The 25,493-nt window shown below is 37.6% G+C and carries 26 protein-coding genes; all 26 read left to right on the forward strand.

Annotation, left to right across the window (positions count from 1 at the left end; translation table 11 throughout):
* Positions 1–188 precede the first annotated feature (188 nt).
* The 26 genes from BLE01S_RS11400 (at position 189) to whiA (ending at position 25,488) form a co-directional block, all read left to right on the forward strand.
* Complete coding sequence (locus BLE01S_RS11400) at positions 189–1,097, forward strand: phosphate ABC transporter substrate-binding protein PstS family protein (RefSeq protein WP_066141769.1); 909 nt, start codon at positions 189–191, stop codon at positions 1,095–1,097.
* Between the two features lie 77 nt (positions 1,098–1,174).
* Positions 1,175–2,098 carry a phosphate ABC transporter permease subunit PstC gene (gene pstC, locus BLE01S_RS11405; protein ID WP_066142278.1) on the forward strand — a complete coding sequence of 308 codons (924 nt, stop codon included), beginning with the start codon at positions 1,175–1,177 and terminating at the stop codon, positions 2,096–2,098.
* Entirely contained in the window at positions 2,095–2,979 is an 885-nt protein-coding gene (gene pstA / locus BLE01S_RS11410; protein ID WP_066141771.1) for a phosphate ABC transporter permease PstA, read from the forward strand. Before pstC ends, pstA begins: the two co-directional genes overlap by 4 nt.
* Before the next feature lie 106 nt (positions 2,980–3,085).
* Positions 3,086–3,829, forward strand: a complete 744-nt coding sequence (gene pstB, locus BLE01S_RS11415) for a phosphate ABC transporter ATP-binding protein PstB (RefSeq protein WP_231955954.1) — start codon at positions 3,086–3,088, stop codon at positions 3,827–3,829.
* A gap of 14 nt (positions 3,830–3,843) precedes the next feature.
* Positions 3,844–4,635: a phosphate ABC transporter ATP-binding protein PstB gene (pstB, locus tag BLE01S_RS11420; protein WP_066141774.1), complete on the forward strand. Its 792-nt coding sequence runs from the start codon at positions 3,844–3,846 to the stop codon at positions 4,633–4,635.
* Between the two features lie 23 nt (positions 4,636–4,658).
* The gene (gene phoU, locus BLE01S_RS11425) at positions 4,659–5,318 is read left to right on the forward strand and encodes a phosphate signaling complex protein PhoU (RefSeq protein WP_066141777.1); all 660 of its coding nucleotides are present in this window, start codon (positions 4,659–4,661) and stop codon (positions 5,316–5,318) included.
* Between the two features lie 437 nt (positions 5,319–5,755).
* Positions 5,756–6,409 (forward strand): HD domain-containing protein, encoded by a 654-nt coding sequence (locus BLE01S_RS11430; protein ID WP_066142284.1) that lies wholly within the window; start codon positions 5,756–5,758, stop codon positions 6,407–6,409.
* Between the two features lie 61 nt (positions 6,410–6,470).
* Positions 6,471–6,710 carry a CsbA family protein gene (locus tag BLE01S_RS11435; RefSeq protein WP_174521723.1) on the forward strand — a complete coding sequence of 80 codons (240 nt, stop codon included), beginning with the start codon at positions 6,471–6,473 and terminating at the stop codon, positions 6,708–6,710.
* Positions 6,711–6,829: 119 nt separating this feature from the next.
* Positions 6,830–7,207, forward strand: coding sequence for a hypothetical protein (locus tag BLE01S_RS11440; RefSeq protein WP_066141780.1), 378 nt, complete (start codon positions 6,830–6,832; stop codon positions 7,205–7,207).
* Complete coding sequence (locus BLE01S_RS11445; protein ID WP_066141783.1) at positions 7,191–7,721, forward strand: RNA polymerase sigma factor; 531 nt, start codon at positions 7,191–7,193, stop codon at positions 7,719–7,721. Before BLE01S_RS11440 ends, BLE01S_RS11445 begins: the two co-directional genes overlap by 17 nt.
* Complete coding sequence (locus BLE01S_RS11450) at positions 7,714–7,938, forward strand: hypothetical protein (RefSeq protein WP_066141786.1); 225 nt, start codon at positions 7,714–7,716, stop codon at positions 7,936–7,938. The genes BLE01S_RS11445 and BLE01S_RS11450 overlap by 8 nt, the downstream gene beginning before the upstream one ends.
* A 107-nt stretch (positions 7,939–8,045) precedes the next feature.
* Positions 8,046–8,288, forward strand: a complete 243-nt coding sequence (locus BLE01S_RS11455; RefSeq protein ID WP_066141789.1) for a DUF2164 domain-containing protein — start codon at positions 8,046–8,048, stop codon at positions 8,286–8,288.
* Positions 8,289–8,510: 222 nt separating this feature from the next.
* Positions 8,511–10,490 carry an excinuclease ABC subunit UvrB gene (gene uvrB / locus BLE01S_RS11460; RefSeq protein ID WP_066141792.1) on the forward strand — a complete coding sequence of 660 codons (1,980 nt, stop codon included), beginning with the start codon at positions 8,511–8,513 and terminating at the stop codon, positions 10,488–10,490.
* A gap of 7 nt (positions 10,491–10,497) precedes the next feature.
* Positions 10,498–13,386, forward strand: a complete 2,889-nt coding sequence (uvrA, locus tag BLE01S_RS11465; RefSeq protein ID WP_066141795.1) for an excinuclease ABC subunit UvrA — start codon at positions 10,498–10,500, stop codon at positions 13,384–13,386.
* Positions 13,387–13,573: 187 nt separating this feature from the next.
* Positions 13,574–14,716, forward strand: coding sequence for a DUF4097 family beta strand repeat-containing protein (locus BLE01S_RS11470; RefSeq protein ID WP_066141798.1), 1,143 nt, complete (start codon positions 13,574–13,576; stop codon positions 14,714–14,716).
* Between the two features lie 15 nt (positions 14,717–14,731).
* A complete protein-coding gene (locus tag BLE01S_RS11475; protein WP_066141801.1) occupies positions 14,732–15,082 on the forward strand; it encodes a phage holin family protein in 351 nt (116 codons plus the stop codon).
* A gap of 321 nt (positions 15,083–15,403) precedes the next feature.
* The gene (hprK, locus tag BLE01S_RS11480; protein ID WP_066141804.1) at positions 15,404–16,333 is read left to right on the forward strand and encodes an HPr(Ser) kinase/phosphatase; all 930 of its coding nucleotides are present in this window, start codon (positions 15,404–15,406) and stop codon (positions 16,331–16,333) included.
* Positions 16,334–16,375: 42 nt separating this feature from the next.
* Positions 16,376–17,188 carry a prolipoprotein diacylglyceryl transferase gene (gene lgt / locus BLE01S_RS11485; RefSeq protein WP_066141807.1) on the forward strand — a complete coding sequence of 271 codons (813 nt, stop codon included), beginning with the start codon at positions 16,376–16,378 and terminating at the stop codon, positions 17,186–17,188.
* 26 nt (positions 17,189–17,214) lie between these two features.
* On the forward strand, positions 17,215–18,153 hold the full coding sequence (locus tag BLE01S_RS11490; RefSeq protein ID WP_066141810.1) for a nucleoside recognition domain-containing protein: 939 nt from the start codon (positions 17,215–17,217) through the stop codon (positions 18,151–18,153).
* Complete coding sequence (ppaX, locus tag BLE01S_RS11495) at positions 18,153–18,806, forward strand: pyrophosphatase PpaX (RefSeq protein ID WP_066141813.1); 654 nt, start codon at positions 18,153–18,155, stop codon at positions 18,804–18,806. The genes BLE01S_RS11490 and ppaX overlap by 1 nt, the downstream gene beginning before the upstream one ends.
* Complete coding sequence (locus BLE01S_RS11500) at positions 18,803–19,336, forward strand: acyltransferase (RefSeq protein ID WP_066141816.1); 534 nt, start codon at positions 18,803–18,805, stop codon at positions 19,334–19,336. The genes ppaX and BLE01S_RS11500 overlap by 4 nt, the downstream gene beginning before the upstream one ends.
* A 288-nt stretch (positions 19,337–19,624) precedes the next feature.
* The gene (locus tag BLE01S_RS11505; RefSeq protein ID WP_066141819.1) at positions 19,625–21,139 is read left to right on the forward strand and encodes a tetratricopeptide repeat protein; all 1,515 of its coding nucleotides are present in this window, start codon (positions 19,625–19,627) and stop codon (positions 21,137–21,139) included.
* 133 nt (positions 21,140–21,272) lie between these two features.
* On the forward strand, positions 21,273–22,220 hold the full coding sequence (gene trxB, locus BLE01S_RS11510; protein ID WP_066141821.1) for a thioredoxin-disulfide reductase: 948 nt from the start codon (positions 21,273–21,275) through the stop codon (positions 22,218–22,220).
* Between the two features lie 410 nt (positions 22,221–22,630).
* Positions 22,631–23,524 (forward strand): RNase adapter RapZ, encoded by an 894-nt coding sequence (gene rapZ / locus BLE01S_RS11515; RefSeq protein ID WP_066141824.1) that lies wholly within the window; start codon positions 22,631–22,633, stop codon positions 23,522–23,524.
* Positions 23,521–24,504 (forward strand): gluconeogenesis morphogenetic factor MgfK, encoded by a 984-nt coding sequence (gene mgfK, locus BLE01S_RS11520; RefSeq protein ID WP_066141827.1) that lies wholly within the window; start codon positions 23,521–23,523, stop codon positions 24,502–24,504. The genes rapZ and mgfK overlap by 4 nt, the downstream gene beginning before the upstream one ends.
* 21 nt (positions 24,505–24,525) lie before the next feature.
* Complete coding sequence (gene whiA, locus BLE01S_RS11525) at positions 24,526–25,488, forward strand: DNA-binding protein WhiA (RefSeq protein WP_066141830.1); 963 nt, start codon at positions 24,526–24,528, stop codon at positions 25,486–25,488.
* The last annotated feature ends 5 nt before the right edge of the window (positions 25,489–25,493 follow it).

Genomic DNA, 25,493 nt, shown 5'->3' on the forward strand with positions numbered 1-25,493 from the left:
CAATTTGCTGTAGTGGTTAAAGGAGCTGCCTCCTCGCAATTTGTCTTGAGCTTGTTTGGGCTAACGGAGGCGCTTCCACTATCTTTACAATATCTTAACAATAGATTCATATGAACTTAAACATGGGGAGTTATATTGTATATGCAAGGAGTTACTAGAGTATAAAAATAAGAGGTGGGGGTACACTCATGAAAAAGAATATGTTAGCAATTTTTGGATTTGTATTTATGCTCTCGATTATTATGGCAGGGTGTGGAAATAGTGAAGGTGCCGAATCAAGTGCAGGAGATAAAACTAATGGTAAAGATGATGCAGCTACCGTATCTGGAGCGATTACTGCCGTTGGGTCAAGTGCTTTACAACCATTAGTAGAAGCTGCTTCTCAACAGTTCTCAACAGAAAATGCCGGTGCAGTGATTAATGTACAAGGCGGTGGAAGTGGGACAGGCTTAAGTAAAATTAGCGAAGGCGCAGTTGATATAGGAAACTCAGATATTTTTGCAGAGGAAAAAGACGGGATTGACACTGCAAAATTAGTAGACCATAAAGTAGCAGTTGTAGGAATGGGTCCAGTTGTTCATCCGGATGTGAATGTTCAAGATATTACACAAGAACAGTTGATTGATATTTTCACAGGTAAAATTAAAAACTGGAAAGAAATCGGTGGGGCTGATCAAGATATTATCGTGATCAACCGTGCACAAGGATCAGGTACACGGGCAACTTTTGAACAATTCGGTTTGAATGGTGCAGAGCCAGCTCAAGCACAAGAGCAAGATTCATCAGGTACTGTTAGAAAAATTGTTAGTGAAACACCAGGAGCTATTAGCTATCTAGCATTCTCCTATTTCGATGATTCGCTTGTTGCCCTGAAAGTTGATGGTAATGAACCAACTCAAGCAAATGTAGAAACAAATGATTGGAAAATTTGGGCATACCAACATATGTACACAAATGGCGAACCTTCAGGTTTGACGAAAGAATTCCTTGATTACATGTTATCACCTGAAGTGCAAGATAATTTGGTTCCAGAATTGGATTATTTGCCTGTAACAGGTATGCAAGTAGAACGTGATGCAGAAGGAAATGTGAAATAATTTATTATGCATGGCTCTAGGTGGCTCAATAGCCACCTTAAGCTATTTCATAGGAAGGGGAAACATCTGTGGAAAAAATGCCAGAAGATATTTCGCTTCAACTATTGAAGCCGAATAAAAAGGTTAAAATTGAACGAATGGGAAAAATACTTGCATTTACAGCAGTGGGAATTACAATTGCCATTGCTTTTGCTATTTTATTTCTCGTTTCATCAAAGGGCTTATCTACATTTTACAGTAATAAGGGAAGTGTAATTGAATTTTTCACTGGTTTGAAATGGAATCCAGGAGCAGTGAATGAATTAGGTAAACCGATTATTGGTGCACTACCATTTATCTTTGGATCCTTTGTTGTTACGATTTTATCCGCGCTCATTTGTGCGCCGCTTGCGATTGGTGCAGCTATTTTCATGACAGAAATATCACCGAAGTTTGGCAAGAAAATACTTCAGCCTGTTATCGAATTATTAGTGGGCATTCCTTCTGTAGTTTATGGATTTATTGGATTGACCGTTGTAGTACCTTTCATTAGGGATCATCTTACAGGTAGTGGATTTGGGATAGCGGCCGGGACGATCGTATTGTCAGTAATGATTTTACCTACGATTACCAGTCTATCTACAGATGCTATTAAAGGTGTGCCAAGACAGTTGCGAGAGGCGTCACTTGCATTAGGTGCGACTCGCTGGCAAACGATCTATCGGGTTATTTTGAAGACCGCACGACCAGGTTTACTTACAGCAGTTATTTTTGGAATGGCTCGAGCATTTGGAGAAGCGTTAGCTGTACAAATGGTTATTGGGAATTCAGCAGTTATCCCGTCATCACTGTTTGAACCGGCCTCTACTTTAACGAGTATTTTGACAATGGGAATGGGATATACAGTCATGGGTCAAGCGGAAAACAATGCATTATGGTCGCTTGCTCTTGTTTTACTCATCATGTCATTTATTTTTATCATTGCGGTTAGGATGATCGGGAAGGGGAAAAAGACAGCATGAATGCTAAATTCGCAGATCGGTTAGCCACAGCAATTTTTTATGTGATCGCATTTATAATCGTGCTCATATTAGCTAGTTTGCTAGGTTATGTTTTATATAACGGTGTACCTAAATTAAGTTGGCAGTTTATCTCCTCCCCGCCACAAATATTTAAAACTGGAGGCGGTGTTGGACCACAGCTCTTCAATTCATTTTATTTACTTGTGCTTACAATGATTATTAGCATTCCGATCTCACTCGGGGCTGGCATATATATGGCAGAGTATGCAAAGAAAAATGCGTGGACAGATTTTCTTCGTACGATGATCGAAGTGCTTTCGTCGCTTCCATCCATCGTCGTTGGATTGTTTGGTTTTTTATTTTTCGTTATTTACATGGGATGGGGATTCTCGATTCTTTCAGGTGCCCTCGCATTAGCAGTATTTAATTTACCATTAATGGTCCGCGTAGTGGAAGAATCCGTACGAAATATTCCGCAGCAGCAAAGAGAGGCGGGGTTAGCGCTCGGTGTATCAAGATGGGAAACAATTACTACTATTGTACTTCCAGCAGCATTACCAGGGATTATTACCGGTGTTATTTTAGCATCAGGAAGAGTATTTGGTGAAGCAGCTGCACTCATATATACAGCAGGTATGAGTACGCCTAATCTGGATTTCTCCAATTGGAATCCTTTTTCGCCAACTTCTCCACTCAATCCTATGCGACCAGCGGAAACATTGGCAGTTCATATATGGAAAATCAACGGGGAAGGAATTATGCCTGATGCAGCGGCAGTCTCTGACGGTGCAGCAGCATTACTTGTAATAGCAATTCTTATCTTTAATCTTGGAGCACGCTGGATCGGTGGCTTGGTTCATCGGAAAATGACTTCAGCATAAGCAGGAGGGTTTAGTGATGGCAGCGATACTTGAAAGAAAAACGGAAGACGTGTTTAACAGGGGAAAACAGCCAGTTCATTCAGGTGCTGATTTACAGAAGATAGCGATGGAAACAATTGATTTAAGTGTACATTACGGTGAGAAAACCGCCATTCATCAAGTATCATTACGTTTCCCAGAAAAAAACGTAACGGCCTTAATTGGTCCTTCTGGATGTGGGAAGTCTACGTATTTACGTAGCTTAAATCGGATGAATGATGAGATAGAACAATGTAGAACAGACGGAAAAATTATGTATAAACAAGTAGATATTAATAGTGATGAAGCAAATGTTTTTGAAGTGAGAAAGCAAATTGGAATGGTTTTTCAGAAGCCCAATCCATTTGCTAAGTCTATTTTCAATAATATAGCATACGGTCCATCTCATCATGGGGTGAAAAATAAACAGCAGCTACATGACATAGTGGAAGAAAGTTTACGTAAAGCAGCACTGTGGGATGAAGTAAAAGATCAACTTCACCGATCGGCTCTTGCTTTATCTGGTGGTCAACAACAACGCCTTTGTATTGCAAGGGCATTAGCAATGAAGCCTGAAGTACTACTTCTAGATGAACCAGCTTCAGCGCTTGATCCGGTTTCAACAGGTAAAATTGAAGAGTTAATAAGTGAGTTAAAACAAGAATTTACAATTATTATTGTTACACACAATATGCAGCAAGCAGCACGGATATCTGATCACACAGCATTTTTCTATATGGGAGATGTCGTTGAATATGGGGAAACAGAACAAATATTCACGAATCCTCAAAAGCAGCAAACGGAAGATTATATTTCAGGTAATTTCAGCTAAAAGGAGGGGATACGATGTCCACAATGCTTTTGGAAAAAAATAAAGTGGCTGAAGAATTCGCCATTCGAACAGAACAATTGCAATTTTATTATGGAAAGAAACATGCGCTAATAGATATTAATCTAAATATTAAACAAAACTGTGCAACAGCGCTAATTGGTCCTTCTGGCTGTGGTAAATCTACTTTTTTGAGAACATTAAACAGAATGAATGATTTGATAGATAACACGAGAACAGAAGGTAAGATTTTGATTGGCGACTGGAATGTGAATGATCCGAATATGGATGCAGTAGAGTTGCGAAAACGGGTCGGCATGGTATTTCAACAAGCGAATCCTTTCCCAATGTCAATCTATGACAATATTGCTTATGGACCACGTATTCATGGACGGAAGAGCAAAGCTGAGTTGGATGAATTAGTTGAGTCAAGCCTTCGTTCAGCAGCGCTTTGGGATGAGGTAAAAGATACATTGGGTAAGTCAGCATTGGGTTTATCTGGTGGTCAGCAGCAACGTCTGGTTTTAGCTAGAGTCCTTGCTGTCAAGCCAGAGATTATATTAATGGATGAGCCTACCTCCGCTTTAGATCCTGTATCCACGTTAAAGTTAGAGCAATTAATTTTAGAATTAAAACAGCAATATACGATTATTATCGTTACACATAATATGCAGCAGGCCGCTAGAGTCTCAGATGAGACTGCCTTTTTTCTAAATGGTGAGGTTGTAGAATTTTCCGACACAAATAGTATTTTTACAAATCCAGTAAATAAAAAAACAGAGGATTATATTACAGGTAGATTTGGTTAATCATTTTCAAAGGGGGAGTTATAATGGCGATTAGAAGCCAGTTTGATGAACAATTGAGTGAACTTCATCAGCAATTATTAACAATGGGAATGATGGTTGAAGAGGCAGTTTTTAAATCTGTGAAATCACTTAGTGAAAAGGACGAGGAATTAGCACAAGCGATCGTTTCTGGTGATAAAGCTATTAATGATGCAGAAGTTTCGATTGAAAAGACATGCTTTTCTTTACTCGCTTTGCAACAACCAGTAGGAAGTGATTTAAGAAGAATTGCGACAACGTTGAAAGTTGCGACAGATTTGGAAAGAATGGCGGATCACGCTGTCAGTATTGCTGAAACGACGATTACTTTGAAAAATGAGACATATGCCAAGCCGTTGATCGATATCCCGAAAATGGGCGAACTTGTTCAAAAGATTGTACGAGATGCGATTACCGCTTATATTCAATTAGATCATAAAGGTGCATATACAATTGCACAACAAGATGATGCGATTGATGATAAGTATCGAAAGGTATTTTCTGAATTAATCGAGATGATGTCGAAAGATCAGAAACTAATTAGCCAGGCAACACATTTATTATTGGTTGCACAATATTTGGAACGAATTGGTGATTATGCGACAAATATTTGTGAGTGGATTGTTTATATGGAAGCAGGTCAAATCGTTGAATTGAATAATTGATAGAAGAAGGACTTTCGGGTAAACCGTAAGTGTTGAATCAAATGAGGCATATTTGATTTATTCCTTCATGAAACGATGTGAGGATGTCCCGAAAGACAACTTTTTGGGGATCTACACATCTTTTTTATTTTTCAGAAGTGAGTAACATGATGTAACTAGCGCTATCTATTTTTCCAATTGTAAAGCTTACAAAAACAGTCTATTTGATAGGGCATGTAATGGAGATTTCCCTATGGGCTTGTATGATGTAAAAGCAGATTTTTTCGCGTTAATGAATGCTCAAAGCTTAATGAAGATGGTATATTTAGAATATCCCATTTGATGCCGAAGTTGGAGTATTAGGATAAATTCGGAGGACCTAGTACGGTTTCTCATTTTTGTCACTGACGTTTCTTCATGGTACAATCTCGTAAATAACTTAAGGGCTGGTGATGATTGTGGGAATACATCATTATTTTAAAAGTTTGTCTGACCTAGAGAAAATTTATCGTTGTCCAGGCAAGTTTAAATTTCAAGAACATTCTGTTGCAAGCCATTCTTTTAAAGTGACGAAAATAGCTCAATTTCTTGGTACAGTGGAAGAACAAGCTGGTGAGCAAATCGATTGGCGACTTTTATATGAAAAAGCTTTAAATCATGATTACGCAGAGCTCTTTACAGGGGATATCAAAACACCTGTAAAATATGCCTCTAAAGAGTTAAAGCGGCTTTTCAATGAGGTGGAAGAAGAAATGACGAAGAAATTTGTCGAAAAGGAAATCCCAACTGAGTTTCAGCATATCTATTTGGAACGATTGAAAGAAGGTAAAGACGAAACATTGGAAGGGCGAATTCTATCTGTTGCTGATAAAATTGATTTACTCTATGAATCATTTGGTGAAATTCAAAAGGAAAATCCCGAAGAGTTGTTTCTTGAAATATATGAGGAAGCATTAAGTACGATTTTGCGATTTAAAGATATGACATGCGTAAAATATTTCTTTGAGTATATTTTACCTGATATGCTTCAGGAACGTTTTATTGAACAAAGTGAGCTTACAGCGATTACAGAAAAAATGATTATGGAAAGCGGTGGAAATGCAAGCTTATAGTATTTCTTTTCAAATGTGATAAGAATTCCTTGTGTTAGAATTAAGATTGAGGTGTTTGATTGTGATTGATAAGGTATTATCAGCAATATTTTTGCCCGCTCTATTAATGATTTTTTTTACAAGGGTTACATACAGTCGAGTAGTTGGTTTTCTACTCACTGTTGCGCTAATCGTTGTATCTGCTTACAAGGGCTATATTAATATGTGGTGGTTAATTGTTGTGGAAGCAGCATCACTAACGATTGGTCTTTATTTTGTAAACGAAATGAAAAGAAGAAAGAAAAATAAAAATGCTTCATGAGCAGCGAGGTCTGTGTCAGGAAGCATTTTTTTATTATGTTAGAAAAAGAAATGGAAATGAACCTTTTTGCTTCGTCATTTGTATAAATTGATAAATAGAAGTAAAGGAAGGTGTTGGGAATGCCGATTAATGGCTGGATTATTAGTAGTATTGTAGCGGGAGTTATTGGATCTCTTTTCGTTTTGATCATCATCCCAATGAATAAAAAGGTTATTCGTGATAAGTGGGGAAAGATTGATTTTACAAAAACAGACATATATTTTCGCTGGACTAGGTGGGACACGATTATCGTGCTTTGTTCTATTTATACCTTTCTCCAGATAGCGGGATTACTGTTATTTTTATTGAGAGGTGATACAATTAATAGCCCTGTTATTCAGTATTTTATCCATCAAACATTTGTGTTTAGTTTAATTACTTTTATATGGCTGATTACAAAGTTGGCTTATGTATTTAAGGGGATAAAAGAGCGGTGGCCAAATGAATTTCAAGAATGATGATTTATACATTATAATTGATCAAGAAGGTAATATGCAGTCGATTGATACGATTTATCTTACGTATAAAAATCAATTATATCGATTTATATTCCGATATTCTAATGATCGACAATTTAGTATTGATGTCGTCCAAGATACTTTTGAAAAACTGATAAGAAAAAAACATTATTATACCTCTGAAAAAGGTAGCTTTAAAACGTATTTATTCCAAATTGCTTATAATACGATGATGACCAAGTTAAAGAGAAGGAGAAAATTCGCAATACTATTGCCTTTTTTAGCTCCAGATCGATTTTCTACCATTGCTGTCGAAGAAAAAATGAGTGTTCAAAAAGCTGTCCAAACTTTGCCTGAAGGGCAACGGGCAGTTATCGTTCTTCGGTATTATCATGATTTACCTCAAAAAGAAATTGCGGAAGTATTGGGCATTCCAATCGGGACAGTGAAGTCAAGGTTACATCACGCCTTGAAAAATTTGAAAGATGATTTAGGGGTGGATAAAGATGGATAACCATGATGAAAAACTGTTAAAAAAGTTGGAGGAATTTCATGTTGAGGTGCCAGAGTTTCCAATGAGGAAAAAGAAGGTTCACAGACTGGCAAATTGGTTGTTCGAGGAAGTTCCCATCCCAAGTGTAAGTATGAACTTGACGGGAAAAGGAATGATTCTCATACAAATGATGCCACTAGTTATTATTGTCCTTACCCTAATACCGCTATTATTTTGAAGGTAGCTTAAAGTTCATAAAAATAATTCACCAATGCAAGATTTGTAGGCCCCGCTTTTACAGTGTGTTAGAATGCAAAAATTTTACTAACAAAGGAGTAATGAATAATGCTTATGCCGAAGCTTTCAGCTGAACAGAAAAGACAGATGATAGAAGAAATTCAAACTTATTTCCTTGAAGAACGAGGGGAAGAAGTGGGTGAAATTGCCGCAGAAATTTGTTTTGATTTCATTAAAGACCGTCTTGGCCCTGTATTCTACAATGCAGCAATTCGAGATGCAAGGGAAGTGACAGAACAAAGAATGCAAGTACTTGAAGAGGACTTATACGCACTAGAGAAACAGTTGTGATTGTTTTGAAGAAAGGTAAAAATGTATGCGATACATTTTTTACCTTTCTTTTTTGTTTCAGCTAGAAATGCACGGATCGAAAATACGTTCGCTTTTTGATGGTTTTTTATATGTGGATTGTGGTAAAATAAGTATATGTGATTTTTAGATTAATCTCGACTATAGGGATTCTTATATATGGCAATAATAGGAGAAAAAGTTGTTTATAGGGGAGGAAGCCACTTGGAAAATCAGTTTGAACTTGTCTCGCAGTATCAACCCGCCGGAGATCAGCCGAAAGCGATAGAAAGTCTTATTGAGGGTGTACAGTCTGGGCGGAAATATCAAACGTTACTTGGAGCAACCGGTACTGGGAAAACCTTTACTGTTTCTAATGTGATTAAAGAAGTGAACAAACCGACGATCGTCATCGCTCATAATAAAACGCTCGCCGGTCAATTATATAGTGAATTCAAGGAGTTCTTTCCAAATAATGCTGTGGAGTATTTCGTAAGCTTTTACGACTATTACCAGCCAGAGGCATACGTTCCTTCAACAGATACATTTATCGAAAAAGATTCGAGCGTAAATGATGAAATAAATAGACTGAGACACTCAGCCACATCTGCCTTGTTTGAGCGCAGAGATGTGGTCATCATTGCTAGTGTTTCATGCATATATGGTCTCGGTTCTCCAGAAGAGTATTGGGAACATGTTCTTTCACTCCGAACGGGTATGGAAATTGAAAGAAATCAGTTGTTACGAAAGCTTGTCGATCTTCAGTATGCGCGTAATGATATCGAATTTCAAAACGGTACCTTTCGTGTACGGGGAGATGTTGTAGAGATTTTCCCGGTTGCACGTGAAGAACAATGTATTCGGATTGAATTTTTCGGTGATGAAATTGACCGAATTAGAGTAGTGAACGCCCTTACTGGAGAAATTGTCGGAGATAGAGAACACGCAGCCATATTTCCGGCATCTCACTTCGTCACTCGAGAGGAAAAACTTCGAGTGGCAATTAATAATATTGAAACAGAATTAGAAGAACGTCTTAGTGAACTAAATGAGAATAATAAATTGCTTGAAGCGCAGCGCCTTGAACAAAGGACGAGATATGATTTAGAAATGATGAGAGAAATGGGCTTTTGTTCTGGAATTGAAAACTATTCTCGACATTTAACATTAAGGCCAGCGGGAGCCACGCCGTACACACTCTTAGATTATTTTCCTGATGATTTCCAGATTATTATCGATGAGTCCCATGTGACATTGCCTCAAATTCGCGGAATGTATAATGGTGACCAGGCTAGAAAGCAAGTATTAGTCGATCATGGCTTTCGTTTGCCATCTGCACTTGATAATCGACCTTTAAAGTTTGAAGAATTTAAAGAGCATATTCATCAGGCTATCTTCGTTTCTGCAACCCCAGGACCATTTGAACTAGAACATACACCGGAAATGGTGGAACAGATTATCCGTCCAACAGGCCTTTTAGACCCAACAATCGATGTCCGGCCAATTGAAGGACAGATTGATGATCTATTAGCCGAAATTCAGGATAGAATGACGAAAAATGAGCGTGTTTTAATTACTACTTTGACGAAAAAGATGTCAGAGGATTTAACTGATTATTTAAAAGAAATTGGCATAAAAGTACAATACTTACATTCGGATATTAAAACATTGGAACGAATAGAGATTATCCGTGAGTTACGGCTTGGCACATATGATGCTTTAGTTGGGATTAATCTCTTGCGTGAAGGACTTGACATTCCAGAAGTCTCACTTGTAACAATACTTGATGCAGATAAAGAAGGCTTTTTGCGTTCAGAACGATCACTCATCCAAACAATTGGACGGGCAGCTCGAAATTCAAACGGACACGTGATCATGTATGCTGATAAAATCACAGATTCGATGGAAAAAGCAATGAGCGAAACACAGCGTAGGCGTTTAATTCAAGAAGAATATAATCTGAAACATGGTATTACACCTATGACGATTCAAAAATCGATTCGTGACGTTATTAGAGCGACCGTCGCTGCGGAGGATACAGCTGAATACTCTGCAAAAGGGAAAACGAAGAAATATACGAAAAAAGAAAGAGAAAAGCTGATAATGACGATGGAACAAGAAATGAAGGAAGCTGCAAAAGCGCTTGATTTTGAACATGCTGCACAGCTTCGTGATGCTATTTTAGAGTTAAAAGCGGAAGGGTGAGCAAGCGATGGCTTTAGATAAAATAATTGTCCAGGGCGCAAGAGCCCATAATTTGAAAAACATTGACGTTACAATTCCAAGAGATGAGTTGGTTGTCATCACTGGATTATCAGGATCAGGAAAATCCTCGCTAGCATTTGATACAATTTATGCTGAAGGACAGCGCCGCTACGTGGAATCTTTGTCTGCTTATGCCCGACAGTTTTTGGGACAAATGGATAAACCGGATGTAGATGCTATTGAGGGATTATCCCCAGCTATATCGATTGATCAAAAAACGACGAGTAAAAATCCACGTTCAACAGTCGGAACTGTTACGGAGATCTATGATTATTTACGCCTGTTATTTGCTCGAGTGGGCAGACCAATATGTCCAGTCCATGGGGTAGAAATTACATCACAAACAATTGAACAAATGGTAGATAGAATTATGGTTTATCCTGAACGCACGAAACTACAAATTCTAGCACCATTAGTCTCCGGGCGTAAAGGAACGCATGCAAAAGCTTTGGAGGATGTAAAGAAGCAAGGCTTTGTTCGTGTTCGGGTCAATGGAGAAGTAATGGACCTTGGGGAAGAAATTGAACTGAATAAAAACAAGAAACATTCAATTGAAGTGATTATAGATAGAATTGTTGTAAAAGATGGAGTGGAATCAAGGCTAGCTGATTCTTTAGAAACGGCCCTAGGATTAGGGGACGGGAAAGTCGTAGTGGATGTGATGGAAGAAGGCGAATTATTATTCAGTCAAAATCACGCTTGTCCACAATGTGGTTTTTCGATTGATAAGTTGGAACCGCGCATGTTTTCTTTTAACAGCCCTTTTGGCGCATGTACAGACTGTGATGGCCTTGGCTCAAAACTTGAAGTTGATCCAGAACTAGTTATTCCAGATTGGAGCCTTACGCTTGAGGAAGGTGCCATTTTACCTTGGGTTCCAGTTAGTTCACAATATTATCCACAACTGTTAAAGACAGTCTGTAAAAAATTTGATATTCCGATGGATATCCCAGTTCAAGATATACCTAAAGCACAAATGGATAAAATACTTTATGGATCGAGCGGAGAAACAATAAAATTCCGCTATCAAAATGATTTTGGACAAATTCGTGAAAGTAATATCCGGTTTGAAGGTGTATTGCGCAATGTGGAACGCAGGTACCAGGAAACAAGTTCGGATTATATCCGCGAACAAATGGAAAAGTATATGGCACAGCAGCCATGCCCGCGTTGTAAAGGATACAGACTTAAAGAAGAGAGCTTAGCTGTAAAAGTGGAAGGCAGACATATTAGCGAAGTGACAGAACTCTCCGTTATAGAAGCATCTACCTTTTTCTCTGACTTACATTTAACTGAAAAAGAAATGCAAATAGCACGGCTAATTTTAAGAGAAATAGATGAGCGAATTGGCTTTCTTATCAATGTCGGACTTGATTATTTAACATTAAGTCGTGCGGCAGGTACGCTTTCAGGTGGAGAAGCGCAGCGAATTCGTCTAGCCACACAAATTGGATCCCGGTTAACGGGGGTTCTTTATATATTGGATGAGCCTTCGATTGGTTTGCATCAACGTGATAATGATAGATTAATTAGCACGTTGAAAAGTATGAGAGATATCGGAAATACATTAATCGTTGTCGAACATGATGAAGATACTATGCTTGCTGCTGATCACCTAATTGATATCGGTCCTGGCGCAGGTGTGCATGGTGGTGAAGTGGTCGCAAGCGGTACGCCTGATGATGTAACACAAAATCCTCATTCACTTACAGGACAGTATTTATCAGGTGAAAAGTTTATTCCTCTTCCACAAGAAAGGCGTAAATCTGATGGAAGATACATTGAAATAAAAGGAGCAAAAGAAAATAATTTAAAAAATGTGAGTGTAAAACTTCCACTTGGTATGTTTATTGCTGTTACTGGTGTATCAGGTTCAGGTAAAAGTACTTTGATTAATGAGGTTTTGCATAAATCACTTGCTCAGAAGCTTAATAGAGCAAAAGCAAAACCAGGTGCTCATAAGGAAATTAAAGGGATAGAACAACTAGAAAAAGTAATCGATATTGACCAATCACCCATTGGAAGAACACCTAGATCCAATCCTGCGACATATACTGGAGTATTTGATGATGTTAGGGATGTATATGCTTCTACTAACGAAGCGAAGGTACGCGGCTATAAGAAAGGACGTTTTAGCTTTAATGTTAAAGGCGGTCGCTGTGAGGCCTGTAGAGGTGACGGGATTATTAAAATAGAGATGCATTTTTTACCTGATGTGTATGTACCTTGTGAGGTTTGTCACGGTAAGAGGTATAATCGTGAAACACTTGAAGTAAAATATAAAGGGAAAAATATTGCAGATGTATTGAATATGACAATTGAAGATGGTCTAGTTTTCTTCGAAAATATTCCTAAAATCAAACGCAAACTTCAGACCATATTTGATGTTGGATTAGGTTATATGAAGCTTGGGCAACCAGCAACGACATTATCGGGTGGAGAAGCCCAGCGAGTGAAATTAGCTTCAGAATTGCACCGTCGTTCAAATGGCCGCTCTCTTTATATACTTGATGAGCCAACAACAGGACTACATGTCGATGATATTGCACGTCTACTTTTAGTCTTGCAACGACTTGTAGAGAATGGAGATACAGTACTTGTGATTGAACATAATTTAGACGTGATCAAAACTGCCGATTATTTAGTTGACCTTGGTCCAGAAGGTGGCGATAAAGGCGGAAAGATTATTGCTAAGGGCACGCCAGAAAAAATCGCTGAAAGTCCGATATCTTATACAGGGAAATACTTAAAACCGATATTGGAACGTGACAGTGCTAGAATGAAAAAACGATTATTAGAAAAAGAAAATGTCGAAGAAGACTTTGTAAAGCAATAAACAGATACGAACAAAATAATAGCCGGGTGAGCGAAGCTTATTCTTAAAGGAACTCAAATATATAAAGAAGGATTCATTTATTTGTTTTCTATTCATTTTGCTTAGCTCTACCTTTTTTGCAATAAAAATGAAACTATTACTACCTTGTATCCGTATAAGAATATAAGATTAAAAAGGAGGATGCGAAATGAGTGAAGAGCGAAAAAGAATATTAGAATTAGTTCAAGATGGTAAGCTTTCAGCACAGGAAGCAATTATTCTACTTGAAGCCCTTGAGAAAGATGCATCACTGAAAGAAAAAGTAGCTAGTGATGCAGCTAACGACGATAATGCTAATACAAAGTCACAAACCACGCGCGAGGAAACTGCTTCAAAGGATTCTTCTCAATCCACTGAAAATACAAAGGAAGATACTTTTTATTCTCAGTTAGAAAATGCAGGAGAACGGATTTTTGACTTTGTAAACAATGCACTTCATAAAATTAAAAATGTCGATTTACAATTTACGCAATCAGTAGACATTCCTCATACGTTTCAACAAGAAGATAGTGAGATAGAAAAAATAGATGTAGATGTTGCAAATGGTCCTATTAGATTGATTGCTTGGGATCAACCAGAAGTACGCGTTGAATGCCAAGCTAAAGTATACCGTTCAGATGACAGGGAAGAAGCGCGTAAGTATTTTCTTGATAACACAATCTTTTCAATTGAGAATGGTTTACTTTGCTTTGCTACACAATCGAAGTGGATGAGAGTAGAAACAGTTATCTACATTCCTGAAAAGCAATATAAGAAGGTTTCTATTAGAATATTTAACGGTGGACTTACCGGAGAAAATATTCATTCCGAATTCTTAACTGTCAAAACAACGAATGGAAAAGTAGAACTTGATAAAATGGAAGGTAGAAAGTTTGAAGTTGACACCGTGAACGGGCAAATTAAACTAACAGGTTCAAAGGTGGAAGAGCTTGAGGCTGAAACAGTGAATGGTACGGTCGATGTTTCAGGAATTTTTCAAGTAGCAGATATTCAATCATTTAATGGGAATATTTCATGTACCCTACCTGAAATAGGTGCAAAGAGAATAGAAGCGAAAGTTGTAACTGGTAATATCAATATATATTTACCTGAGGGAGCGACAGTAGATGGTGATGTGCGCTCGAATCTAGGCAGTTATAAGCTGGATCTTGAAGGCATTAATGTTTCGCATGAAAAGAAAGAAATGATACAAAAACAAGTTCAGTTTAAGCGTCCGGGACGAGAGGAAGAAGTTATTCATTTATTGGCGGATACAAAAACAGGATCAGTATTAGTAAAGCAGGTTAATTAGGCTGGTGAATAATGTATGAAATGGTTGATCGGAATAGTTATAAATGCTCTATTATTTATTGCCTTTGCAGGTTATTTTGAAGGCTTTGAAGTTTCCAGTTTTGGTGCCGCAGTTGGAGCTAGTCTCGTTTTATCTATATTAAACATACTTGTAAGACCCATTCTTATACTACTTACATTACCTGTCACTTTAATAAGCTTAGGGCTTTTCTTGTTTGTAATTAATGCTATTACATTATGGATGACAGATGCAATAATGGGTAGTATATTTGAGATATCGGGATTTGGGTTGGCCATTTGGATTGCAATTTTGATGTCGATCATCAATTTAATTATTCAAAAGACTGTCCTAGAACCTAAAAAATAATACGAACCCACACGGTAAAAATCGTGTGGGTTTTTCATATGAGGAGATGATTCATCATATAAGGGCTATGATAATCTCACATAGCTCTATTTCCCTTTACACAAAAGGATCAACTCGCAAAATAAAGCGGTTTGACTGGTGCCAGCATGATTTTCTCTTTCTAAACAGGTAGGAACTATGTCTACTTAAATGTATGAAGTTATAAAAGTTTCAAGAGGAAAGGTAGAGTTTCAAAGCTATTAAGTGCTAAAATAGAAAAATGAATGTAATTTTGAAGTTTAAATGGTTTTCAATTATATAGGAAGACGAGGAGTGATTTTGTTGGCGAAAGTGCGGACGGAAGATATTATTAAGCAATTTAATTTGGAATTGATTAGCGGTGAGGAAGGAATACATAAACCTATTACAACGAGTGATATCTCGCGGCCTGGTCTGGAGTTATCTGGTTTCTTTAATTATTATCCAGCAGAACGAGTACAGGTTTTAGGCCGGTCGGAAAACAGTTTTATTGAACAAATGACAGATAATGATAGAAAAGATCGCATGGAGCTTTTGTGTAATGCAACTACACCGGGCATTGTGATCACACGCGGTTTGGATGTTCCTCCAGAATTAATCGAAGCATCTGAACGTCATTCTGTGCCAGTCATGCGCACAACAATGAAGTCAACTCGTTTTTCCAGTAGGTTGACAAATTTCTTAGAAAGTAGGCTAGCTCCTACAACTGCTGTGCATGGTGTACTTGTTGATATTTATGGTATAGGCGTGCTTATTACTGGACAAAGTGGTGTTGGTAAAAGTGAAACAGCATTAGCGCTTATTAAACGTGGTCATCAGCTTGTTGCGGATGATTGTGTTGAAATTAGGCAAGAAGACGAAGATGTACTTGTTGGAACAGCTCCTGAGTTATTAGAACAGTTATTAGAAATTCGTGGTTTGGGAATTATAAATGTGATGACATTGTTCGGAGCGGGAGCAGTAAGACCAAGTAAAAAGATCACATTAACGATCAATTTAGAGTTATGGGATCAAAATAAGCATTATGATCGACTTGGCTTAGATGAGGAAAAAATGAAGATCATTGATACAGAAATAACACGATTAACTGTACCTGTACGTCCGGGTCGAAATTTAGCAGTTATTATCGAAGTTGCTGCAATGAACTTCCGTCTCAAACAACTTGGGGTGAATGCTGCTGAGCAATTTACGGAAAGGTTAAACCAGGTAATAAGAGAAGGTGACAATGATTAATGATAATGGTTTAAATATCAATGTTAAAAAGGAGTGAATTGTATGGAATCCGGAATTACCCCGATCAATCCAATTGCATTGCAACTTGGACCTTTATCAATCAATTGGTATGGTATTATTATTGGAATAGGCATAGCTCTTGCTTTGTATGTGGCTATTCGTGAGAGTGATAAGCGAGGGTTAGATAAAGATTTATTTGCCGACTTAATGATATGGGCTATTCCAATTGCTATTATCTCTGCTCGGATTTATTATGTGATTTTTCAATGGGATTATTATTCACAAAATCCTGGTGATATCATTAAGATATGGGAAGGCGGAATCGCCATCCACGGGGCTTTAATTGGTTCTGTTATTACCGCAATTATCTATACGAGAAAAAAGGGTGTTTCTTTTTGGAAAGTGGCAGATATAGCTGCTCCTAGTATCATACTCGGACAGGCTATTGGCCGTTGGGGAAATTTTATAAATCAGGAAGCACATGGTAGAGAAGTATCAAGGGCTTTTCTTGAAAACTTGCATTTACCACAATTTATTATTGATCAAATGTATATTCAAGGTGCTTACTATCATCCAACTTTTTTGTATGAATCGCTCTGGAATATTATTGGCTTTGGCTTATTAATTGCGTTAAGAAAGGTTAATTTCCGTCGCGGTGAGCTATTCTTAAGCTATGTTATTTGGTATTCGATTGGTCGTTTCTTTATCGAAGGTTTAAGAACGGATAGCTTGATGTTAACGGACAGTTTACGAATTGCCCAAGTTATTTCGCTAGTTTTAATAGCTATTGCTGTTGTTATATGGGTTTATAGAAGAAAATCAGGACTCGCAACAGCTAAATATCTAGATAAATAAAAGCTTTTTTAGGAGAGAAGTTCGTCATGTGGCAGTCCTCAATCAAAAATGGAGCAATAGCGGGGTTAAAAACGACTTGGACTTTGGGAAAGATTATTTTTCCAGTTACCTTGATCGTAGTGATGCTTCAACATACTCCAGTTTTACCGTGGATCATTCATAAAATAGAACCATTTATGGGGATATTAGGATTATCGGGAGATGCTGCTATTCCATTAGTACTTGGTAATTTCCTAAATTTATACGCAGGAATTGCAGGGATATTATCGGTTGAATTAACGGTAAAAGAAGTGTTTATTATCGCCACGATGATGTCATTCTCACATAATTTATTTATTGAATCTGCGGTTGCTGTTAAAGTAGGTGTGAAAATGTGGATTATTATAGTTGTTAGGGTCGGCTTGGCGCTTCTATCAGCTATAATGATTAATCTACTTTGGGGTGGAGGTCAAGAAATAGCGCAATACGGGATGATTCCAATTGCAGAAGAGCAAGTAGTAGGTATCCCCGCAATAGTTGGAATTGGTCTAAAAAAGGCATTTCTTGGTGTCTTTCAGTTAGCGCTTATCGTCATTCCACTCATGATTGGTATTCAGCTATTGAAAGATTTTCGGTGGCTATCTGTCTTTTCAAAATGGCTAGCACCATTCACACGACTTTTAGGGATGAAGGAAAACACTTCAACTACAATGGCTGCCGGTCTATTTTTTGGTCTTGCTATGGGCGCCGGAGTAATGATCCAGGCTGTACAAGAAGACGGAGTAAGTAAAAAGGATGTTACACTCGCTTTTATTTTTCTCGTAGCATGCCATGCTGTTGTGGAAGATACACTAGTGTTTATCCCTCTTGGTATACCTGTATTGCCACTCCTTCTTATTAGACTTGTAACAGCAATCCTGTTAACTTTACTCGTGGCTACGATTTGGAAACGAGTTGAAATTGCAGAAGAAAGGAATGCAGCTTAATGAATAAACAGATTACAACTTTATTATTTGACCTTGATGGGACATTAATAGATACAAATGAATTGATCATTTCTTCTTTTTTGCACACGTTAGAAATATTTCAGCCAGGACTTTACAAAAGGGAAGATGTACTCCCTTTTCTAGGGCCAACTTTAACGGAAACATTTGTGGGGATTGATCCACATAATGCTGAGGCTATGACTAAAGAATACCGGAAATTTAATCTAGAGCAACACGATCTTCTAGTAAAAGAGTTCGAAGGTGTATTTGAAACGATCCGTACGCTTTATGAAAACAAATATAAATTAGCTATCGTTTCTACCAAAGTAAGAGCTACCGTTTTAAAAGGTCTAGCCCTTACGAATCTAGATCAATTCTTTGATGTGATTATTAGTTTAGATGAAGTGAAACATGCAAAGCCAAATCCAGAGCCGCTTGAAAAAGCATTGAAGTTACTTGACTCTAAGCCGAAAGAAACAATGATGATTGGTGATAATTATCATGATATTTTAGGTGGGAAAAATGCAGGTACATATACATGTGGCGTTTCTTGGTCAATAAAGGGTAGATCGTATCTAGAACAATATGATCCTGATTATATGTTGGACACGATGGCTGATTTATTAGATATAGTTGGAGTAGGTAGTAAATGAGAAAAACGGAGCGGTTTCCAGTAGAGGGAGCAAACTCGTTATGGCATGTGTATAAAACGGTTCCGTTCTGGAAGGTTATCCGAAATTTTATTGTCATTCAAATGGCTAGATACACACCTTTCTTGAGTATGAAAAATTGGCTTTATCGAACGTTTTTACGAATGGAAATTGGTAAACATACATCTTTTGCATTGATGGTCATGCTTGATGTAATGTATCCTGAGAATATTTCTGTAGGACGGAATACCGTGATTGGGTATAATACGACCATATTAGCTCATGAATATTTGATTAAGGAATATCGGTTGGGACCGGTAGATATTGGTGATGAAGTGATGATTGGAGCTAATTCAACTATATTACCCGGTATTAGCATTGGTAACGGTGCAATCGTCTCAGCCGGTACGCTAGTTCACAAAGATGTGCCAGAAGGTGCATTTGTTGGTGGAAATCCAATGAGGGTTATTTATACGAAAGAAGAACTTCTTGAACGTCGGAAAGAGGATCCGATATATGGAGGGGAAACCTGATGAAATTCAGGTTTTTTTTATTGGGAAAAAAGTATGACCTTATTATAATTATGCTGTATATATTACACTTTTGTGTCTAATTACATTAGGGGAAATTTACCAATGCTGTAGAGTTCTTTAATATGAGCGTACACAATGTTGTGTTTATATTGGTGTTCCTTGCCCCGAACCTCCCCTTTCTTCATGCGTCATAGAACAAAGAGCTTCCACTTTTTTATCCTATAAAGGAGCAATTTAGTATGATATACTACAAAAAGCGACAAAGGAAGATGACGACGGAGGAATTCGATGTTTAAAGAAACAAAACTACAATATGAGAAATCAAACATTTTTCCGTTTGTACCAACGGGCGAATATTATTACCATAAGGGAATTAAAGCGTATGATCGCTATGATATAAAAAAGGCAAAAAAATATTTAATAAGAGCTTGGGAACTTGAACCGGATGAACCAATGATTGCCTGTCAACTTGCACTTATCTATACAGATGATGCGGAATATGCGGAGTCAAATGAATTACTGCATACGGTGCTTAAGGACCTTGACGAGCGAATGACCGAATGCCATTATTTTTTGGCGAATAATTATGCGCATCTTGGTCTATTCACAGAAGCTTATAAGCATGCACATTTGTATCTTGATTTAGATCAAACTGGAGAGTTTGCAGAAGATACGGAAGAACTACTAGCTTTGATGGGAATTAATGAAGATGAGAACATAGATGAACTGGAAGAACAAGAGTTGATGGCAAATCAACAGGAAGCAGCTCGACAACTTTTAGAAGCCGGAAATTTTATGCAGGCAATCGAAATGCTGGAAGAAGCAGTAGAAACTCATCCGGAATTCTGGCCAGCTTATAATAATCTTGCCTTAGCTTATTTCTATGAAGGAGAAACAGGTAAGGCATTTGGCATTCTAGAAAAAGTATTAGATCAGAATCCGGGTAATCTGCATGCGCTGTGTAATCTAGTAATCTTTTTATATTATGAACGGAAAGATGAAGAGTTGGATACGCTATTGTCTGCGCTTGAAAAAGTTCAACCGATATCAATGGAACATCGTTATAAATTAGGAGCCACATTTGCACTTGCGGGGAAATATGACAAGGCCTATTATTTACTACGACATATCCAGAAACATGGGTATGAGGGAGATGCCGGTTTTTATTATTGGTTAGCTAGAGCGGCCCATTTTACGGGAAACCATACTACAGCAGAACGAGCTTGGAAACAGTTAGCTGTGATGAACCCTAATAAAGCAGGAACTGAGCCATGGAAAGAAGCTCAACAAATATATGTAAAACTAGAAGACGAAGATACTTTTATTATGAAATTATTGAATAGTGATCGTTTGGAAGAAAGATTGTATGGAATCTTTCTTATAGGTGTATCCAAGCATAAAAAAGAGCTAATCACACACGATGAATTCAAACCTTTAGATGATTTTTCACTAACAGAGAAAATTTATTTAGCTGTGATCAATCAATCAAACACAAAGGAAAAAATTGATCCTGATGGCTTGGTTGAAAAAGGTCATGAAATTGCCCTTAAACTATATAGGCAATTTGACAGTGATAGAACGAAAGCTAGCGGCATTATACTTGCTTGGTTTTCTACATTTAGACATGCTTTAAAAATTGGAGCAGTATTTACTAATACGACTGCGATAGCCGCAGCAATGGAATACACGTGGCTTCGCGATAAAGAAAATAAAAAGACGCAAAAAGAAATAGCAGATGAATACGATTTATCACAATCGACTGTTAGAAAGTATATTCACATACTAGAAAATAACTGGAAATGAGCATATCTTTGGACGGAATCGCACTTGTTTAATACGATAGAAGTAGAGGCATAATGAACATAAGGGATGGCGATTTGAAGCAACATATAAGTGTTGACAAAAGCCGCTTTATTCATAAAGGAGAGTTGCAACAATGGCAGAAGAAAAAATTTATGATGTGATTATTGTTGGTGCTGGTCCAGCTGGTATGACTGCAGCAGTCTATGCGTCACGTGCCAATTTATCTACTTTAATGATCGAAAGAGGTATGCCGGGTGGACAGATGGCAAACACAGCAGATGTAGAAAACTACCCAGGTTTTGAACATATTTTGGGTCCTGATTTATCTACAAAAATGTTTGAACATGCAAAAAAATTCGGTGCAGAATATGCTTATGGTGATATTAAAGAAGTAGTTGATGGCAAAGAGTTTAAAACTGTAAAAGCAGGATCAAAAGAATATAAAACTCGAACAGTTATTATCACAACTGGTGCAGAATACCGCAAAATGGGGATTCCAGGAGAACAAGAACTGACAGGGCGCGGTGTATCATATTGTGCTGTTTGTGATGGTGCTTTCTTTAAAGGTAAAGAACTTATCGTTGTTGGTGGCGGTGACTCAGCAGTTGAAGAGGGTGTCTTTCTAACTAGATTTGCCGATAAAGTTACAATTGTTCACCGGAGAGATGAACTTCGAGCTCAAAAAATTCTACAAGATCGTGCTTTTGCAAATGAAAAAGTTAATTTTATCTGGAACCATACAGTAAAAGAATTCAATGGAAAAGACGGCAAGCTAGGTTCTGCAACACTTGTTTCAACTGAAACCGGTGAAGAAAAAGAATTTAGTGCAGATGGAGCATTCATTTACATTGGGATGGATCCTTTAACAGAGCCATTCGCACATCTTGGAATCACTAATGCAGAAGGCTATATTGAAACAAACGACAATATGGAAACAAAAGCTCCAGGCATTTTTGCTGCAGGGGATGTACGTGATAAGTTGTTGAGACAAATTGTCACTGCAACTGGAGACGGCAGTATTGCTGCTCAAAGTGCGCAAATATATATTGAAAATTTAATGGAACAATTACAAACACAATAAAATATTATTAGGTTGCTCTTGATGTGAAAACACACTGGCTAAGCAGGGGATTACCGTTAGTGTAAGATCACAGGCTAAGTCCAATGAATATGCTGATTTAAAAGTAACCGTGTTTTAATGCTACTGTAACAGTGCTGAAATGTTTTTCGGCTATAGTATAAACATGAGATATTGACCCCCTTTTTATACAATATCCCTTTCTTTGTGCACAGGCCTAGCCTGTGCTTTTTTTTGTTGCAAGTCTGTATCTACATTTTTGTGCATGGTTTGTATGGAATCTACGGATGCTTCCGCTTTTCTGTAAAAAAGTAGATCTGTTTTAATGTTGATAGAAATAGTATAATGGTAAGAACGTACTTTTATTGATAAATGAAATGTATATATTATATATAGGAATAGGGGTGTAGGAAATGAATGCTGGTTTAGTAGATGACGTGCAATTAGTGATCATTACAGGGATGTCTGGTGCGGGTAAAACGGTAGCCGTCCATAGTTTTGAGGATTTGGGTTTCTTTTGCGTTGATAATTTACCTCCTGCGCTTATGCCAAAGTTCCTTGAGCTAATGAAAGAATCAGGAAATAAAATGAATAAAGTTGCGCTTGTTATGGATTTACGAGGTAGAGAGTTTTTCGATACACTTTTACGTGTGATCGATGAGCTTGGTGATTCAACATGGGTAACCCCACAAATCTTATATCTAGATGCTGATGACGCAGCGCTTGTTCGTAGATATAAAGAAACTAGACGTTCTCACCCATTAGCACCTGTTGGATTGCCACTCGACGGAATTACTCAAGAGAGAAGCTTGCTCGAAGATCTGAAAGGACGAGCACAGCTTATTTACAATACATCGAATATGAAGCCTAAAGAATTAAGGGAAAAGATACTTGTAGAATTCTCGGCAAATAAGCAAGCAATATTTACAGTGAACATGATGTCATTCGGATTTAAACATGGTATTCCGATTGACGCAGATTTAGTTTTTGATGTTCGCTTTTTACCTAATCCCCATTATATAGATCATATGAGACCAAAGACAGGTCTTGAAGAAGAAGTATCTAATTATGTTTTGAAGTGGAATGATACACAAAAATTTCTATCGAAAATAACAGATTTATTAACCTTTATGTTACCTCATTATAAACGTGAAGGAAAAAGTCAACTTGTTGTCGCAATTGGATGTACAGGAGGTCAGCATCGCTCAGTCGCACTTGCTGAATATATCGGAAAATTTTACGAAAAAGAATACCATATTCAAGTAACACACCGAGATATTCAGAAAAGAAAGGAATTGCAGCGATGAAACAAGACCAAAAGCCGAAAATTGTAGTAATTGGCGGTGGAACAGGTTTACCTGTTCTATTACGTGGATTAAAAAAATATCCAGTAGATATTAGCGCGATTGTAACCGTTGCTGATGATGGTGGAAGTTCTGGCAGAATTAGATCTGAAATGGAAATCCCACCACCAGGTGATATTAGAAATGTGTTAGCGGCATTGTCTGATGTAGAACCGCTCGTTGAAGAAATGTTTCAGCATCGTTTTCAAACAGCCAATGAACTATCGGGACATTCTTTAGGTAATTTAATTATCGCAGCATTAACATCTATTACTGGTGATTTTGTTCATGCGGTCCATGAGATGAGTCGAGTGCTTAATGTACATGGGAAAGTCTTGCCAGCGGCAAATCAAAGTGTTGTTTTGCATGCCGAGATGAATGATGGAACAATCGTGTCAGGAGAATCAAAAATTCCCGAATCGGGTAAAAAAATCAAACGTGTTTTTTTAACACCAGAGGTTATCAAACCTTTATCTGAAACAATTAGAGCAATCCGTGAGGCTGATTTAATTGTTGTGGGGCCTGGGAGCCTCTATACGAGCATCTTGCCTAATTTACTTGTACCCGGACTGGGAGAAGAGGTGTGTAAGGCAAAAGCAAAGAAAGTATATATATGTAATTTAATGACACAGGCAGGGGAAACACTTGGATTCACAGCAAGTCAACATGTTGACGCATTGTATAACCACATGCTATGTCCGTTTATTGATATCATTCTAGTCAATAATGAAGCTGTTCCTGTTGAAATACAAAATCGCTATCAAGAAGAGCAAGCCCAACCGGTATTGTTTGATGTGGACCGATTGGTCGCACTTGGAATGGAAGTGATCCATGATGAAATTATTAGTTTTGATCATGGTTTCATTCGACATGATACTGAAAAAGTGGCAAATATCCTCTATTCACTTTTGGGGCGAGATACAGATCATATCGCTCAGACATAATAGTTGTTAGGAGGTAGGAAGATGTCGTTTGCCTCGGAAACGAAAAAAGAACTTACAAACTTAGATGTGAAAGACTGCTGTGCAAAAGCTGAATTATCAGCATTGATTCGAATGAATGGTTCTTTATCATTTTCTAATCGATTACTAATTGTGAACGTTCAAACGGAGAATGCGGCTATTGCACGGAGAATTTATACATTATTAAAGAAATTGTACGATGCAGATGTTGAATTGCTCGTCAGAAAGAAAATGCGTTTGAAAAAAAACAATGTATATATCGTGCGCCTGAAAAAAAATGCAGAAAAAATGCTTAGAGACTTAAAAATTCTTGGAGAAGGAATCACTTTTGTTCATGACATATCTAAGGATTTGATTAAAAAGAAATGCTGTAAAAGGTCTTATTTACGAGGTTCTTTTCTCGCTGGTGGCTCAGTAAATAACCCAGAAACTTCCTCTTATCACCTTGAAGTGTTTTCGCTATACAAAGAACATAATGATTCCCTTTGTGAATTAATGAATGACTTTCAATTAAATAGTAAAACATTAGAACGCAAAAATGGTTTTATAACGTACTTAAAAGAAGCAGAAAAAATTACTGAGTTTCTTAGTGTGATTGGGGCGCATGGAGCATTGCTAAGATTTGAGGATGTTAGAATTGTCCGTGATATGAGAAATTCAGTAAATAGACTGGTTAATTGCGAAACAGCTAATCTAAATAAAACAATTGGTGCAGCTCTTAGGCAAGTAGAAAATATTCGCTATATTGAACAGTCTGTCGGGCTCGATATTCTACCTGATAAGCTACGAGAAATAGCTGTCTTGAGAGTAGAACATCAAGATGTTACGTTAAAAGAATTAGGTGAGATGCTCTCGAGTGGTTCGATTAGTAAATCAGGAATTAATCACCGTTTACGTAAAATTGATGAAATCGCGGAGAAATTAAGAGCGGGCGATGAATCATTTGCTTCGGCTCCAAAAAAATAAAAGAA

Origin of the sequence: Lederbergia lenta NBRC 16444 (assembly GCF_001591545.1) — a bacterium.
Lineage (GTDB): Bacteria > Bacillota > Bacilli > Bacillales > Bacillaceae_C > Lederbergia > Lederbergia lenta.